The sequence below is a fragment of the Pseudomonas sp. S8 genome, assembly GCF_050473925.1.
In the GTDB taxonomy this organism is placed as follows: Bacteria; Pseudomonadota; Gammaproteobacteria; order Pseudomonadales; family Pseudomonadaceae; genus Aquipseudomonas; species Aquipseudomonas parakoreensis.
The window spans coordinates 264,857-280,055 of sequence record NZ_JBFDVZ010000016.1; the positions used below are offsets into that span (position 1 = coordinate 264,857).

The following is a 15,199-nucleotide window of genomic DNA, read 5'->3' on the forward strand; positions in this document are numbered from 1 at the left end:
GAGGCACTGCATGGCACTCGGTCAAGTCACCGTCGACAATCTCAACCTGGGCCAGGGGCCTGTGAGCGAGATTGAGCGTTACTTTCTTTTCATCGGCCCCGCCGGCAAGAACGTCGGCCAAATCCTGCCGCTGAACACGGACAGCGATCTGGACGCTGAACTGGGCGTTCCGGCCAGCGACCTGAAAACCCAAATCACCGCTGCCCGTCTCAACGGTGGCCAGCGCTGGGCATGCGTTGCGGCTCCGATCGGTGCCGAGGGCAAATGGGACGAGGCGTTGGAGAAAGCCCAGCAGCAGGGTTACTCCGTGGAAGCCGTGGTGATTACCAAACCGGTGACCGCTGCCGTCGAGCTGTCGGCAATGCATGACGCAGCGATCGCGCTGAACAACACCTACGGACGCCGCGTGTTCGTCATGGCGTCCGCGCCTGGCGTCACCGCCGAACAGACCTGGGCGCAGTACGTCAGCGAACGCAAAGCGTTGCTGGCCAACCTGGCCGCGCCGCGTGTGCTGGTCGTACCGCAGCTGCACGGCAATGACTTGGGCGTGCTGGCCGGTCGCCTGGCCAATGCTTCCGTGAGCATCGCTGACAGCCCGATGCGCGTGGCCACCGGTGCGGTGCTGGGCCTTGGCCCTGTTCCGATCGATGGTGAAAAAGTCCCGCTGACCTCGGCGGTGCGCAGCGAGCTGGATCGGGCGCGCTACTCGGTTTCGCAGACCTATCCCGACTACCCGGGCGTGTACTGGGGTGACGGCAACATGCTGGACACCGCCGGCAGCGACTTTCAGGTCGTGGAGTATCTGCGCATCACCGACAAGGCCGCTCGGCAGATCCGCCCGCTGCTGATTCGCCGCGTCGCCGATCGCCGATTGAACAACACCCCCAACAGCATGGCCGTCAACACCAACCAGTTGATGGCGCCGCTGCGCGCCATGGCCAAGTCCACCACGTTCGCGGGCCAGGTGTTCCCCGGCGACATCGAGCCGCCGAAGGACGGCGACCTGGTGCTGACCTGGCTGACGAAAACCAAGGTCGCGGCCTACATCAAGCTCAAACCCCACAACTGCCCGAAAGACCTCACGGCGAACATCGCCCTGGATCTTTCCACTGACCAAACGGAGTAACGCCCCATGGCGAAGATTGGCGGCAAAAACTTTGACGTGAGCCTGGGCGACATCGCGCTGCACGTCGAAAGCTGCACTTTGGATATCACCGACAACTCGGCAGTGGCCCAAACCCGGGGCGTGCCAGACGGCACTGTGGACGGTGACGTGGCCGCTGCCGGCGAATTTGAGCTGGATACCACCAACTTCAATCTGTTGATCGACGCGGCGCGCTCGGCGGGCAGCTTCCGAGGCCTCAAACCGTTCGATGCGGTGTTCTTCGCCAAGGCCGGCGAAGACGAGGAACTGCGGGTGGAAGCGTTCGGCTGCAAGGTGAAGCTGTCCAGCCTGCTGGCGATTGACCCGAAGGGCGGCGAGAAGTCCAAACACAAGGTTCCGTTCGACGTGACCAGCCCGGATTTCATCCACATCAACGGCGTGCCGTACCTGGCTGCGACTGAGATTGAGGGGCTGCGCTGATGGTGGACTGGTTCGACCGTGCCCAGGAGCTGGAGCAACGCCAACGTGACCAGGCGATCAAGGCCCAGTTGAGCAAGCCCGTGCCGGTCGGGCCGAGCCTGACCCATTGCCAGGACTGCGACAAACCGATCCCGCCGGCGCGTCAGGCGCACGGTGGCATAACCCGGTGCGTCCCGTGCCAGACGGACGTCGAGAAGAGTAAACGCCGATGACCACTGAAACTTCGCGTCTGGGAACGCTGGAGCGCCAGCTCGCCGTGATCGAGCACCGCATGAACGAGTTTGAAGGTCGTCACGACACCGTGCCGACTCGCGTGACCAAGCTTGAGCAGCAATTCGAAAACATGACTGGCCAGCTCAAGGAACTGAACAAGGGACAGCAGGCGTTGACCCTGGCGGTCAACGTGATCGGCTCCAAGGTCGGGCGCTTGCTGACCATCCTGACGCTGGTCGGCGCCGTGCTGCAGATGGTGGTGCCGGCACTGCTGCGCGTGTGGTTCCCATGAGCCTGCGCGGCAGGATCATGGCCGGTGCGATCGCGCTGGCCAGCACCCCGTTGGTGATCTTCCTGGGCACCTGGGAAGGCAACGGCCAGAACACCGTTTACGCGGACAAACTCGCCGGCGGACTGCCCACGGTTTGCAAAGGCATCACCCGGTTTACCAGCCCGTACCCGGTCGTCGTCGGCGATTACTGGTCGCCCGCCAAGTGCGCCGAGGTGGAGCAGCTGGTGATCCGCAAAACGCAGCTGCAGCTGGCCGAGTGCATCACCAACCCGAACGTGGGCCAGAACACGTTCGACGCACTGACCAGTCACGGCCACAACTTCGGCGTGACCAGTACCTGCGCCAGTCGAGCAGTCGCGCATATCAACGCCGGCCGCATCGCCGAAGGCTGCAAAGCCCTGGCATGGGCGCCGGACGGCAAGACGCCGGTATGGGCCTTTGTGACTGACGCCAATGGCCAGAAGCGCTTTGTGCCGGGCCTGCACAACCGCCGGCTGGCCGAATCCCGGCTGTGTGCGGAGGGCTTGTGATGCTGCGCGAAGCCTTGTTCCTGGTCGTGCTGTGCCTGGTCGTCTGGATCGGTTTCGACGCGCTCGAAGGCCAGCGCGACGAAGCCAGGCGCGAGCGCGATAGCGCGAAATGGGAGGCCAGCGGCCTGCGCGAAGCGGCACGCATCAGCGGCGAAATGCTCGCCGAGCGGGACGCGATCGACCAACGAAACATCAAGGAGTTGACTGATGCACACACTGAAAACAAGCGCCTGCGCCACGCTGTTGATGATGGGACTCGGCGGCTGCGGATCCGCGCCACCTGTCCCGCCACCGGATCTGTGTCCGCTACCGCCGGCGCCGCCCGCGTGGCTGATGCAGGACGCGCCGAACTCGCAGCAGACGCTCGACAGGATTATTTCACCCTCCGAGATCAACTCGCCCAAAGCCGGCAAATGATCGTCGGACTGCAGCAATACGCCATGGGCGTTTGCCGGCGATCGCCGGCGCCCCTGGCCAACCCTTCACCCAACCTCAACAAGTGAGTCATCCAATGAACGAACAAAACGCAGAAATCACCCTGGAAGTCGGCGAAAACGAATTCACCTTCAGCCTGACCCCGGCTGACGTGACCAAATACTTCAACGCCCTGACCCAAACCAACAAGGTCGCCCCGGGCCACAACCTGCTGATGAACACCGTCAAGCAAGAGGAAAAGGCCACGCTGAAACCGCTGCTGGCCAACCCGGTGATGGTGATGCAGCTGGCCGGCGCGCTGCTGGAGGAATACGCACCCAACGTTGAGGTGGTCGTAAAAAAGCGCTCGAACACGCTGAGCGCCTGAGCGAAAACGGCCTGGGCCAGCTGATGGCCCTGACGAACCGCTGGCTACCAGGTGCCGAACCCACGCCCGAGGCGATGGGGACGGCCAAGTGGCTGGAGGACGAACACTGGAGACGCATGGAGTTTGCCGTGGCTAGCGGCATCGCCCTTGCGCTGAACGGGTAACGACATTGGCAGACCGTAGCGCCAGCCTGGCTTTCATCCTGAGCCTGACCGACAAGGTCACCGCGCCCCTGGGCAAGGTGAAAATGGGCTTTTCAGAGCTTGCTGATCAGAGCGAAAAGCACATCAAGACGATCGGCCTGGGCTTGGGCGGGCTGACGGCGGGCGTGGTCGCCATTCGTGAATCCATGGAACCGGCACTGGAGGTCAACCGCGCCCTGGGCGACGTGCGTTCGCTGGGCGTGGCCGAGGACGCGCTGTCGGCGCTCAACGCCAAGTCGCTGGAGTTCGCCGTGAACTACGGGGAGAACGCCAAGGACTTTGTGGCGTCCGCGTACCTGATCGAGGGTGCTATCAAGGGGCTTGCCGGCAACCAGTTGGCCACGTTTACCAACACCAGCAACCTGTTGGCCAAAGCCACCAAATCCGACGCCGAAACCATGGGCGAATACGTTGGCACGCTCTACAACCTGCAGAAGTCCCAGGCCGATGCGATGGGGAAGGGCGCGTGGGTGGAAAAACTCGGCGGTCAGACGGCGCTGGCGGTGCAACTTTTCCGCACCAGCGGCGCGGCCATGAAAGACGCCTTCAAGGAAGCCGGGGCGATCGCCACGACGTCCGGCGTCGACCTGGCTGAACAGATGGCGGTGATCGGCACGCTGAGCAGCACCATGGAAGGGGGCGACGCCGGCGGACGCTACAAGGCGTTTTTCGAAAACATCGGCGCCGCCTCGGAAAAGCTGGGCATGAAGTTCACCGACCAGCAGGGAAAAATGCTGCCGATGATGACCATCCTGGACAAGCTCCAGGGCAAGTTCGGTGACCTGACCAGTGCGTCGGCGGGTGCCAAGCTGATGGAGGCTTTCGGCGGCGAAGGCGCCCAGGTGATCGGCGCGCTGGCCAAGGACACCGATCGCCTGCGCAACGGCATCGAGCAGTTGGGCAAGGTGCGCGGGTTGGAGAACGCCGAGCAGATGGCGCGGGCGATGGTTGACCCGTGGCAACAGTGGGCGTCCCTGGTCGAAGTCATGCGCGTGGTGTTCGGTCAGGTGCTGATCCCGGTGCTGTCGCCGTTCATGGCCAAGATGGTCGACATTGGCAAAACGCTGGTGCGCTGGTCGCAGCTGTTCCCCAACATCACGCGGGTTATCGGCATCACCGCGCTGTCGATCATGGGCATCGTTGCGGCCATGTCGGCCTTGACCATGGTCGTGGGCATCGCGCGCATGACCTGGCTGGGCATGCTCACCGTCTGGAAGCTGTTCCAGGCGATGGGCCTGCGCACCGTCGCGATGTTCATCCTGCAGAAACTGGCGATCCTAGCTTACGTCGTGGTGATTCACACGCTGAGCGCCGTTCTGGCGGTCATTCGTGGCGCCATGCTGCTATGGCAGGGGGCGATCTGGCTGGTCAACGCGGCGCTGCTTGCCAACCCGGTGGTGTGGATCGTGGTCGGCATCGTTGCCCTGGTCGCGATGATCGCTGCAGCCGTCTACTACTGGGACGAATGGACGACGGCCCTGATGAACACCGCCGCGTTCCGGATCGTCGCCGAAACGTTCCAGAAGCTGTCCGACTGGTTCGATTCGATGGGCGGCTGGTCGGGCATGGCCAAGGCCGCGTGGGACAGCATCGTCGGCATTTTCACCAAGGCCGTAAATGGCGTGATCGAGCTACTGAATAGCATCCCGGGCGTGAACATCGAAGCGCGCTTCGGCGGTATGCCCGAGGTGCCCGGCGTCGATGCCGCGACCAACGCCGCCGACACCGCCAACGCCGCGCAGAAAGCCCAACAGACCATCAATGCGGCCATTCCAAGCCTGTCGCCGGCGCGTCCGTCTGCAGTGCCGCCGGGTGGCCTGCTGACCAGCATCCAGAACACCAACAGCAGCCAGAACAAGGGCACGCATGTGGAAAACGTGACCATCAACACCGGTAAGCAGATGACGCCCCTGGAGATGGAAAACATGGTCGCCATGGCGGTTGGCGGATGAGTGAGTACGTGGATCTGCTGATCGTCGGCAACGACCTGGCGCTGGATCCTTCGAACCAGCCCCGTTTGATCGATGACCGTGCCTGCATCGCCCAGGACATCGCCCACATGATCCGCGACAGCGGGCTGTTGGTGACGCTGGTGGCCGAGCGCGATCGCCTGCGTCAGCGCGATTGCGTCCAGCAGATGGAACTGCTGGTGGAAGACGACGTGCGCCTGGTGCCAGGCACGGCACGCATCACCGAGCAGGCGCCAGGCGTGTACCTGGTGACCGCCAAAACCATCAAATTCGGATCGATTGAGGTAAGTCTGTGAGCGTCGATTTCAAAAAGGTGATTGCCGATACCGGCATCCCAACCACCGAAGCAGGCTTGAAGTCCGCGTGGGAAAAAGAGGTGGAAGCCCAGGGCGCGAAAGTCGCCAACACCAGTAGCTATTCGCCGTTCTGGCGGGTGATGACCGCGCTAGTCACCAAGCCGGTGTTGTGGTTGTTGGACTTCCTGTGCTTGACCGTGCTACCCAATTTCTTCGTGAAAACGGCGGTCGACGCCTGGCTGGACACGCTCGCCTGGGCGGTCAACGTCGAGCGCAAGGGCGCGACCAAGGCGAAGGGCAAATTGCTGTTTACCCGGGCTATTCCGGACGGTGTGCTGGAGCTGGAAAAGGGCATCGTGGTGCAGTCTGCCGCGATCAACGGCAACGTTTACAAACTGGTCACGACGGCGCCGGCGACGTTTCAGCAGGGCCAGCTGCAGGTGGACGTCCCCGTCGAGGCGATCGAGGCCGGTAGCGGCTTCAACCTGGCGCCGGGTTACTACGCGATCCTACCGACGCCGATCCCCGGCATCGTGCAAGTGGCCAACAAAGACGGGTGGCTGGAATCGCCAGGCGCAGATCCGGAACCCAACGAGCAGCTGCGCCTGCGCGTGCGTAACCAGTTCTCGGCGGTCAACCAGTGGCACACCGACGCGGTGTATCGCGCCATGATTTCCGCCTTCCCGGGCGTGCGTCCGGATGGCGTGTATTTCGAACACGGCGCCCCGCGTGGGCCAGGCAGCGCCAACGCCTACATCCTGTTCGATGCGGGTGTGCCGGCGGCCAGTTACCTGGAGAAGATCAACGCGCATATCCGCGACCAGGGCAACCACGGGCACGGCGATGACCTGCTGGCTATGGTCATGCCGGAAACCCTCTCCAGCATAGTGGTGAACGTCTGGCCGTTCTCGAATCAGACACCAGAGCAGAAAGCCACACTGAAACAGGAGGTGGAGTTTTTTGTACGTGCGGCCTTTCGCGAAAGCACACCCCGAGACTACCAGCCCACGCTGACCTATCCGCAAGCGCGATTCAGCAAAAGCCGCCTTTGCACTGAACTGCACGAACAGTTCCCCAGCATTGAAGCGGTGAAAATCACGCCGATGGTGGATGTGGTGAACGGTCTATCCATACCCCGTCTGGAAAACCTGACGGTGGTGATCCAGTGATCAAGATCAAATTGCCTTTCTGGCTCGGCGGCGCCGAGCTGACCAAGCTGGTCGCGGCTGCACAGTCCTGGTGGGAAACCGTCACCGGCTGGCTGCGCTGGCCCTATTCGCAGATCGATCCGGACACCTGCCACCTGAGCATCCTTGAACTGTGGGCTTGGCAGCGGGACGTGACGCGCTTCACCGGCGAGCCGGAAAGCCTGTTTCGGCTGCGCGTGAAGTACGCCTTCATCAACTCGGTCGACGCCGGCAGCACCGCCGGCATGAAACGCATTTTCGAGCGCTTGGGCGTTGGCTACGTGGAGATCGAGGAGCGCCAGCCCGATCGGGATTGGGACGTGGTGCTGCTCAAGTTCAGCAATGCACAGCTGTCGCTGAACCCCGAGCTGCTGCGCGTGCTGATCCAGCAATACGGTCGGACGTGCCGGCGCTATGACTTCGTGACCATCACCCCCGTGGGCCTGCAAATGGGCCTGATCGACTTCAACGACGACCAGCAAACGCTGGTCGCCAGCCTGTAGGAGCGCAAAGTGAGCGCCAGTATTACGTTGGCCGGCGAAGGCCAAATAGCCCTGAAACAAAGCCAGAAAAAGCCCCTGGTCATCACGAAATTCATTTTCGCGAACGTGCCCGGGCTGGCCACCGAAGCGCCGGTAGATCGTGCCGCCGGCAAGCCACCAGCGGGACAGATCGTCCACACCTACGAGATCCCCAAGGAAAACGCCGGTTTTGTGAACCCCAACCAGATCGTCTACAGCGCGCAGCTGGGATCGGACGTCGGCGATTGGGACTTCAACTGGGTCGGCCTTGAAGACGCTGACGGCCTGTTGTTCGCCGTGTCCTACGTGCCGCTCCAGCAAAAGCGCAAGAACATCCCGCCGCTGCAGATCGGCAACAACGTCACCCGCAACTTCCTGGTGGCGTTCGACGGCGCCCAGGCGCTGACTGGCATAACGATCGATGCCAGCACCTGGCAGCATGATTTCACTGTGCGCCTGGCCGGCATCGATGAGCGCGAGCGCCTGAGCAACCGTGAGCTGTACGGGCGCGCCTGTTTCTTCGGCGATTCGCTGCTGTTCGAAAAAACGGCCAACGGATTCCAGTTGCGCCAGGGCGTGGCCTACATCGAAGGCATTCGCGTCGCGCTCTCGGCCCCGCTGCCGGTGACCGGCGTTATCCCAGTGGGGAAAATCACCCTGGACGTATGCCTGGAACGCCAATTGAACGATCGTGTGGCGACGTGGAAAGTAGTGTTCGGCGAACCGGCGGACTACACCGACACCGCCGGCGCCCGCCACTACTGCGTGCCCGTCGCGCACTACCTGTCTTCGGTGGGCTTTTCGGACATGCGCCAGCCTGAGCCGATCAACGGGCCGTTGATTCAGTATCTGGCGGCGCGGGACGGCGACTACGCCCTGCTACGCGCACGGGGTACAACCAAGGAAGACGTTCAACTGGGCAACCTGCCCAACGCCAAGAGTGATGACCCGACCACCAACAGCAGCGAAATTCTTGCGACCACGGCTGCGTTGAACAAGCTGCAAAAGCAGGTCGGCGACTCAATGACCGGCATGGTGGCCACGTTCGCCATGAATAGCCCGCCGGCGGGATGGTTGGCGTGTAACGGTGCCGCGATTTCTCGCACGGCCTTCGCCGGTTTGTTTGCTCGGATCGCCACACACTACGGCGCCGGCGACGGGACGACCACCTTCAACTTGCCCGATATGCGCGGTCTGTTCCCAAGAGGCTGGGACGACGGGCGCGGTGTGGATGCTAACCGAGCGTTCGGCAGCTTTCAGGACATGATGATCCATTCCCACGCGCACACCGCCTCGGCCGCAGCGGTCGGCGACCACGCGCACACTGCTTGGACGGATGCCCAGGGTAACCACGCACACGGTGCCTGGACTGACGCCCAGGGCGCGCACAACCACTCCGCACCGAGTGCGCCGGGTATCGGCCAGGGCGCCGGTGGCATCAATTCGGTTCAGCAGTCCGGTGGCGCGCACGAAACGTCCTGGGCAGGCGTGCACACGCACAACGTTCTGATGAATGCCGCCGGTAACCACGCGCACAACGTCGGAATCGGCGCCGGCGGCGCGCACACCCACGGCGTGACCGTGGCCGCTGCGGGCGGCACTGAGACTCGGCCCAAGAACTTGGCCCTTTTCTACTGCATCAAGTATTGAGATCAAACATGACTGAAAAGCTCGTCTATCAGACCAACCACCTGGGCATCCTGGTCGGCGCTGTGAGGGCCGACGAATCGCCGCTGGAGCCTGGCGTTTACATGATCCCGGGCGGCTGCGTAGAAACAGCGCCGCCGGCAATCCCTGAGCACAAAGCCGCTTGGTGGAACGGCAAAACCTGGCAGCTGGTGGACTACTTCGGCGGCGTCGTGGTGTACAACACCGCGACCGGTGAACCGCGCACGCTCGAAGGCTTTGAACCGGTGCCGGCGGGGCACACCATGAACAAGCCCGGGCCAAACCAGATTTGGAAGGACGGGCAATGGGTCGATGACATCGACGCGGTGCTGGCCGCGCTCCAAGACCAAAAGCTTCAGGCGATCGGCGCCGGTTGCGCGACGTACATCGCCGGCGGATTCAACTCCAGCGCCTTGGGCGACGTGCACCGCTACAGCAGCGCCATCGATGACCAAGTAAACCTGAACGCCCAGGTGTTGCTGGGAGTCGATGACGTTTACCCGTGCACCGACGCCGACCAAGTGCTGGCCTTCCGGCCTCACACTATCGCCCAGTTGCAGAAGGTCAGTCATGACCTGGTGCGCTTTCGCCAGGCTGCCCAGCAGTGCGCGGAATCGTTGCGTCAGGCTGTGGATAAAGCGCTGAAAGACAAAAACCTCAAGGCCATGAAAGCCATCACCTGGACGCCTCCGGCATGAATTGGGCACCGGTGACGATGCGCTGGCCGGAGCAGGCCACGCAATGGATGGGCGGGCTGTCCGCCGCCAAGGATCTGGCCACCGGCGAGCTGGCCAGCACCGCGCAACGGCTGGCCGGTCTGGACGGGCTGGCCAACACCAACCCGGGGCCAGTTGCGGATGCCGCGAAAGGCGCCATTGAAGCCGGTCGGGCGGCGCTGGCCGATCAGTTGGGCCAGGTGCCGGCGTGCCTGGTGGTGACACCGTTTCAAAGCGGTATCGGCCAGGGCCAAGGCTATCAGCGCTTCCTTTCGGCGCCGAACGTGCTGGAACACCTGGCCAGAAAGCTGGAGGACGCGACCGACAATGGGCGTCCGGCGGGGCCGCAATATGCCTTGTCGATCCTGTTCCTGGGCACGCGCCTGGAACAGTTGGCCAGCGGCCTGTCCCGGTTCAATGCATTGCTGCCGATTCCCGACCTGGTGCGCACGGAGCGGCGCGCCCAGCACCTGATGAAACTGGAGAGCGATAAGTGGGAGATTCCCAGCGCCGGCCCGCTCCCGCGCTGGCAAGCCCTGCCGCTGGAGCGCTGCACGGTGGTGAAGGCCGCGAAACAGTCCATGGCCGGCCAGTTGGCCGTGCTGGAGGGCTACGCCGCCGATAGTTCACCGCTGGCCGATCTGGCAGCGCTGGCCGCTCGCAAGGTCGCCCAGCAGCAGGGACGGGATCAACAACTGGTCGACCTGAAAAACCTGCTGGCCGAGGGCAATCCGGATATCAGCATCCGCGCACGGCTGATCGGCCCGGGTAATTCCAGCGAGCTGCGCCAGGAGCTGCTGAGCGGTGACGCGCCGGGGCATGAATGGGTGCAGTGCGCGGGAATGCTGCTGGTCGGCACCAAGGAAGGGTTGAGTTTTGTACAAGAGCTGGTGGGCCTATGACGCTGTTACTCGACGGGCAAAAAGTCCAGGGGAAGAACCTCAAGGTCACGGCCAACCTGCGAATCGAAAGCGGCGACATGTCCGGGCAGACCAGCAACACCGACAAGGCGCATAAGGGCTTCAAGCCCAAGACGCTGGCCGTGTCGCTGATGATTCCCTACGTTGATCGGGTGCAACTGACTGATTTGATGCGCTTGGCCGAAGCCACGGCGAGCGGTGGCCAGCTCCATCTGTATCGCGTGGTGAACGACACCGCCGAGGCGTTTGGTGTGCGCCAGGTCGAATTCTCCGAAGGCGTCAGCGCCCGGGAAGCCGACACCCTGAAAGCCTGGCTGGTGCAATTCACCCTCAGCGAGCGCGAATCGAACCCGGAAAAGGTCGAGGGACGACGCGCCGGCAACAAGGTTGATGCCCAGGGCGCACCGGGCAGCGCGGTCGGGGAGGGTGGCAGTTCCGGCTCTGGCTCTGGCGACAGTCCGGAACTGAGTGGCTTTGAAAAGGTGCTGGGTCGTGTGGACAAGTGGCTTGGGAGTGAGCAGAAGTGAAGCTGCACAAGGTTCTGTCGATCAATGGCGCGCCTGTTCCTCTGGTCAAAGAGGACGTCCGGCTGGACGCCACCAGTCCAGGGCGGGCGAACTTCACCGTTCAGTCTGCCGAGCCGTTGAAAGGATTGGTGACACTGGATATCGGCTACAACGATCGGACGCTGCAGCGCCATTTCATCGGCTACGTCGAGCGTTGCACCGCTGCCAACGCGGTGGAGCAGGTGTTGTTCTGCCGCGAGCTTGCCGCTGTGCTGGCCAATCCCTTGCCGCTGAACCTACGCCACGTGGACCTGCGCGCCGTGCTGGCCGCTATCAGTGAGCAAACCGGGCTGCGTTTTCGTGTTCCGGATCAACCCTATGCCGGCGTGAAAGCACCGTATTTCTACAGCCTCGCCGCCGGTTACCAGGCGATGGACAGTCTGGCCCGCGTGTTCAGCATTCCCGACTTCACCTGGCACCAGCTGGGCAACGGCGAAGTGTTCGCCGGCAGCTGGGCCGACAGTTTTTTTGGCGCCCGGGCGGCGCTGCAGATCCCCACGGAGCTGTTCGACGGCTACCAGGGCAACCAGAGCGCGATGGTGGCGGCCCTTCCCGGGTTGCGACCTGGTGCAATGATCAACAACGGCGAGCGCATTACCAGCGTGGCGCTCGCCAATGACCAGATGGCCATCCGATGGAAGACGCAATCCGCCGCGCAGTAGAGCGCCAGTTTCCCGAACTCACCGGTGGTTACCACCTACCACGCTTTGCCCGCGTCCTCGCCGTGTCCGATGCGCCTGCAGATGCTGGGATCTGCGACGACTTTCGTCCGCGCTACGCGGTCGACATTGAAGTCCTGGGCGCCGATGACGAGCCAGATCCAGCCATGCCGCCGCTCACAGGTGTTCCGCTGCCGCTGCCTACGGGGGGCGAGGACATGGGCATTTATGCTTTTCCGGAGGAAGGCACGCGGGTGGTGGTGTGTTTTGCATACGGCCTGCCGAATAAGCCCTACATTCAATCGATCTTGCCGCACGGCCTGAGCATGCCCAAGGTGCCGAAAGGTGACCAGGTGTGGCAGCACAGCGGCGCCGCCCAGCAGCGCGTCGATGCAGACGGCAATTGGCTGCGGCAGACCGACGGCAAGATCCGGGATCAGGCCATCGAACGCGAGGTTGAAGCCCTGGACAACCGCGAGCAGTTCCAGAGCCACATACGGGAAGTAGACGACCATTCGAGCGAGAGGGTGGGTGGTGTGAAGTCGATCGAGGCGCTCGGCGCGCTCAAGCTTCTGTCGGGCGGATCTGCGAGCCTAGCGGCGGTTGACGATCTACATCAGGCGACCGGCCGGGATTTAAACCTGGTCGTTGGCCAGAAGCACAACGCCACGGTAGGTGGGGACATGCAGGAGCGGATCGAGGGGTTGCGTAAAAGTGTGAGCGCGATCAGTCAGCGTATGCAGGCGCCCGAAAACTGGATCGGCTCCGAAGAACTCAACTTGTTCCAAGTTGTATGCGAAGCGCTGGATGTTCTTCATCAAATGAGCACCCAGCTAGCTATTCATACTCATACGCTTGGAGGAGCGCCCACTTCCTCGGATTCCGAATTATTCACCGCTAAGGCAGCGCAAGCTGTGAATCTTTCAACTAAATTGAAATCGATAACCTTGATGCCTAATCAATAAAGTCTTCTACGAGTCCCGCCAGTTCGGGGCTGTCTAATACAGCCCATCTTAAAAATGCAGAATATTCATGTTTTTTTGACATCAAATTCTTAATATGTTCGAGAGCTAAATCCTTGTCCCGCGGCAAGCTGTAATCATCTTCATATGTGTTGATGTGCCTCAGTAATTCATAATAACGCCTAAATACCTTCTTTCTTAAGTAAGCGCCCGCTACCATCCTGTTTCCCGTGTCATCTAAATTAAATATCTCTCTAATGAGGTCGGCGGTTTCTATAACTACAGGGTCGTCACTCATTGGTTCGATAATGATAGTTTGAGAATAGGGGGTGGTCGGTGGCGTATGCTTGATTAGTCTTAGTGCGTCATTGGCTGGGTCAGTGCAGTCCAAAATATTCGCTCGGGTGCCTTTGAAGTTGTTGCATCTGGCGCACGCAAAAAACAAGTTTGTCCATTCGTATTTTTTTTCGTCATCTCCTCTATGAGCGTCGAAGTGCTCAATGTTGAAGCTCAATGTCTCTTTGCTTTCACATAAATAGCACTTGTCTAAGAAGTCGATCCTTAACGCCTCTGCAACATCTTTTCCTCTCCAGCTTTTTTCGTTGAGAGACTCGGGGGATGTTTCTCTGCGAGTTACATTAAACATCGCTTCCCCTCGCTTTTTCTCGTAGTACCTTATTGCGTGCTATTTCGTAGTGCATTTTTGATTCGTCATCGAGAGAGTCTGAGAACGGTGATAGACGGCTGATTATCTCCGCTGCGACAGCAAGGTCGAAGTCTTCTCTATTCGTAATTTCGCTTAGGCTTTTTATGGTTTCCTCTAATTTTTTTGAAATAGGAGGAACACCTAATAGTCCTTCTGTAATAGCATCGATAGAATACATCGAAAGATCTAAAGCAGAATGCCCTGAACTAATATCATAAATCAATACGTCATCCACTGACGATAATACAAAAGGGGAGTGAGTAGAAACTATGAATTGAATGTTAGGAAAGGAACGTATGAAAAAAGGCAAAATTTTGCGTTGCAAGGAGACATGGAGATGAGCGTCTATTTCGTCAATGATGACGATTCCGGAAAGTTCTTTTGGTGTCAGGTCGAGGTATTCTGCTCGAACTACTAAATCTCCAAATATATCAAAAATAGCTGAGTATCCGGATGAAAGCTCTTGGAAGCTGTAATCCAATCGCCCTTCTTGCGTTATGTAATATCTCATTTGATCAGCGTCGAATTTCAACCGCACGGTGTCATTTTCGAATAGGTACTGTATGTCGCTTTCAAATTTATCAAACCACTTTTCGATAGTCTCAGCTCTCGAATCTTCCCCGTCCTTCAAGAACGCTAGCGCGGCTCTAACTCTCAGGTTTACTAAATGCTGTTCTAGATCTGCTGCTAGTTCGCTATTTCCAAAACTGCTAATGCTGCCATTAACTGATCCGCTCACGGATGTAACTTTTTTTATGGCAGCTTTTCGATGGGCTTTGAAAAATTTCATTACTATCAAGTTTTTGCGCGTCAATTTTGATAGGTTTTCAACATCGCTAATTTTAAAAAAAATACTTTTTCTCTGTTTTTTCCATGTGTCACGCAGGTCTTTTATTTGAACTAAATAGCTTTGTTCGTGCTCGGGGTAGCTCTTTATATGCTTTAAGTAATCTTTTATTTGTGACTTATTGTGTTTTTCGGTGCTGTGGCCATGATTTAAGTAATCGCGCAACCCTTCGCTTAACTTCACCAGGAAAGATGTTTTGCCAGAGCCGTTTTGGCCGACGATTAATATATTTCGTCCGCGAGGTTTAATAGTTACCGAGCGTTGCATGTTATCTATATTGCAATGCAAAAATTGAATACTTCCCACAATTTCCTCCTTGATCTGAAATTCAATTGCATGTGAGGCATGCAATTCTCGCTCTGCTTCGAAAGAGACGCAAATTTGTCGTGTTCGATTATGGCATCGCCAACTGAATGCGTGTGGGAGAAATTTTGCGTAAAAAAGCACTTATCCCCCTCCCGCCGGCGGGGTCTGCATTTCGGTTTCGTGCAATATCGGAAAGGGTGAAGTTCAGGACTGCGCCTCAGCCGGCTGGGGTGGGGCAGCGCTACGCAGC

Annotated in this window: 20 protein-coding genes; 18 read left to right on the top strand and 2 right to left on the bottom strand. The window is 59.9% G+C overall.

Translation table 11 applies throughout. The features are described from left to right. The first annotated feature begins 10 nt into the window (after window positions 1–10). From AB1J88_RS02460 to AB1J88_RS02545, 18 genes are read left to right on the top strand one after another with little or no spacing between them, the layout of a single operon-like run. Window positions 11–1,126 (top strand): DUF2586 domain-containing protein, encoded by a 1,116-nt coding sequence (locus AB1J88_RS02460; protein ID WP_430290104.1) that lies wholly within the window; start codon window positions 11–13, stop codon window positions 1,124–1,126. Between the two features lie 6 nt (window positions 1,127–1,132). Further along, window positions 1,133–1,585 (top strand): phage protein, encoded by a 453-nt coding sequence (locus AB1J88_RS02465; protein ID WP_025111123.1) that lies wholly within the window; start codon window positions 1,133–1,135, stop codon window positions 1,583–1,585. Next, on the top strand, window positions 1,585–1,797 hold the full coding sequence (locus AB1J88_RS02470) for a TraR/DksA C4-type zinc finger protein (protein WP_102685930.1): 213 nt from the start codon (window positions 1,585–1,587) through the stop codon (window positions 1,795–1,797). Before AB1J88_RS02465 ends, AB1J88_RS02470 begins: the two co-directional genes overlap by 1 nt. Beyond that, window positions 1,794–2,090: a hypothetical protein gene (locus AB1J88_RS02475; RefSeq protein WP_025111125.1), complete on the top strand. Its 297-nt coding sequence runs from the start codon at window positions 1,794–1,796 to the stop codon at window positions 2,088–2,090. Before AB1J88_RS02470 ends, AB1J88_RS02475 begins: the two co-directional genes overlap by 4 nt. Beyond that, window positions 2,087–2,620 carry a lysozyme gene (locus AB1J88_RS02480; RefSeq protein ID WP_430290105.1) on the top strand — a complete coding sequence of 178 codons (534 nt, stop codon included), beginning with the start codon at window positions 2,087–2,089 and terminating at the stop codon, window positions 2,618–2,620. The genes AB1J88_RS02475 and AB1J88_RS02480 overlap by 4 nt, the downstream gene beginning before the upstream one ends. Continuing rightward, window positions 2,620–3,123: a lysis system i-spanin subunit Rz gene (locus tag AB1J88_RS02485; protein ID WP_430290106.1), complete on the top strand. Its 504-nt coding sequence runs from the start codon at window positions 2,620–2,622 to the stop codon at window positions 3,121–3,123. The genes AB1J88_RS02480 and AB1J88_RS02485 overlap by 1 nt, the downstream gene beginning before the upstream one ends. Before the next feature lie 8 nt (window positions 3,124–3,131). Continuing rightward, a complete protein-coding gene (locus AB1J88_RS02490; RefSeq protein ID WP_430290107.1) occupies window positions 3,132–3,422 on the top strand; it encodes a putative phage tail assembly chaperone in 291 nt (96 codons plus the stop codon). A gap of 23 nt (window positions 3,423–3,445) precedes the next feature. After that, window positions 3,446–3,586, top strand: coding sequence for a DUF6890 family protein (locus AB1J88_RS02495; RefSeq protein WP_047293149.1), 141 nt, complete (start codon window positions 3,446–3,448; stop codon window positions 3,584–3,586). A gap of 5 nt (window positions 3,587–3,591) precedes the next feature. After that, window positions 3,592–5,577: a phage tail tape measure protein gene (locus AB1J88_RS02500; RefSeq protein ID WP_430290108.1), complete on the top strand. Its 1,986-nt coding sequence runs from the start codon at window positions 3,592–3,594 to the stop codon at window positions 5,575–5,577. Beyond that, window positions 5,574–5,891, top strand: coding sequence for a DUF2590 family protein (locus AB1J88_RS02505; RefSeq protein WP_430290109.1), 318 nt, complete (start codon window positions 5,574–5,576; stop codon window positions 5,889–5,891). The genes AB1J88_RS02500 and AB1J88_RS02505 overlap by 4 nt, the downstream gene beginning before the upstream one ends. Continuing rightward, complete coding sequence (locus tag AB1J88_RS02510; protein ID WP_430290110.1) at window positions 5,888–7,060, top strand: baseplate J/gp47 family protein; 1,173 nt, start codon at window positions 5,888–5,890, stop codon at window positions 7,058–7,060. The genes AB1J88_RS02505 and AB1J88_RS02510 overlap by 4 nt, the downstream gene beginning before the upstream one ends. Next, window positions 7,057–7,581 (top strand): phage tail protein, encoded by a 525-nt coding sequence (locus tag AB1J88_RS02515; protein ID WP_085654341.1) that lies wholly within the window; start codon window positions 7,057–7,059, stop codon window positions 7,579–7,581. Before AB1J88_RS02510 ends, AB1J88_RS02515 begins: the two co-directional genes overlap by 4 nt. Before the next feature lie 9 nt (window positions 7,582–7,590). Then, window positions 7,591–9,249 carry a phage tail protein gene (locus AB1J88_RS02520; RefSeq protein ID WP_430290111.1) on the top strand — a complete coding sequence of 553 codons (1,659 nt, stop codon included), beginning with the start codon at window positions 7,591–7,593 and terminating at the stop codon, window positions 9,247–9,249. 8 nt (window positions 9,250–9,257) lie between these two features. Next, window positions 9,258–9,965: a hypothetical protein gene (locus AB1J88_RS02525; protein WP_430290112.1), complete on the top strand. Its 708-nt coding sequence runs from the start codon at window positions 9,258–9,260 to the stop codon at window positions 9,963–9,965. Further along, a complete protein-coding gene (locus AB1J88_RS02530; protein WP_430290113.1) occupies window positions 9,962–10,885 on the top strand; it encodes a hypothetical protein in 924 nt (307 codons plus the stop codon). The genes AB1J88_RS02525 and AB1J88_RS02530 overlap by 4 nt, the downstream gene beginning before the upstream one ends. Beyond that, window positions 10,882–11,430 carry a DNA-binding protein gene (locus tag AB1J88_RS02535; RefSeq protein WP_430290114.1) on the top strand — a complete coding sequence of 183 codons (549 nt, stop codon included), beginning with the start codon at window positions 10,882–10,884 and terminating at the stop codon, window positions 11,428–11,430. The genes AB1J88_RS02530 and AB1J88_RS02535 overlap by 4 nt, the downstream gene beginning before the upstream one ends. Next, window positions 11,427–12,131, top strand: a complete 705-nt coding sequence (locus AB1J88_RS02540) for a hypothetical protein (protein ID WP_430290115.1) — start codon at window positions 11,427–11,429, stop codon at window positions 12,129–12,131. The genes AB1J88_RS02535 and AB1J88_RS02540 overlap by 4 nt, the downstream gene beginning before the upstream one ends. Beyond that, window positions 12,104–13,093, top strand: coding sequence for a hypothetical protein (locus tag AB1J88_RS02545; protein WP_430290116.1), 990 nt, complete (start codon window positions 12,104–12,106; stop codon window positions 13,091–13,093). The genes AB1J88_RS02540 and AB1J88_RS02545 overlap by 28 nt, the downstream gene beginning before the upstream one ends. Here AB1J88_RS02545 and AB1J88_RS02550 read toward each other — a convergent pair. Together AB1J88_RS02550 and AB1J88_RS02555 are read right to left on the bottom strand one after the other, a co-directional pair. Continuing rightward, window positions 13,083–13,736: an HNH endonuclease gene (locus AB1J88_RS02550; protein ID WP_430290117.1), complete on the bottom strand. Its 654-nt coding sequence runs from the start codon at window positions 13,734–13,736 to the stop codon at window positions 13,083–13,085. The genes AB1J88_RS02545 and AB1J88_RS02550 overlap by 11 nt on opposite strands. Further along, entirely contained in the window at window positions 13,729–14,949 is a 1,221-nt protein-coding gene (locus AB1J88_RS02555; RefSeq protein WP_430290118.1) for an AAA family ATPase, read from the bottom strand. The genes AB1J88_RS02550 and AB1J88_RS02555 overlap by 8 nt, the downstream gene beginning before the upstream one ends. Window positions 14,950–15,199: the final 250 nt, after the last annotated feature.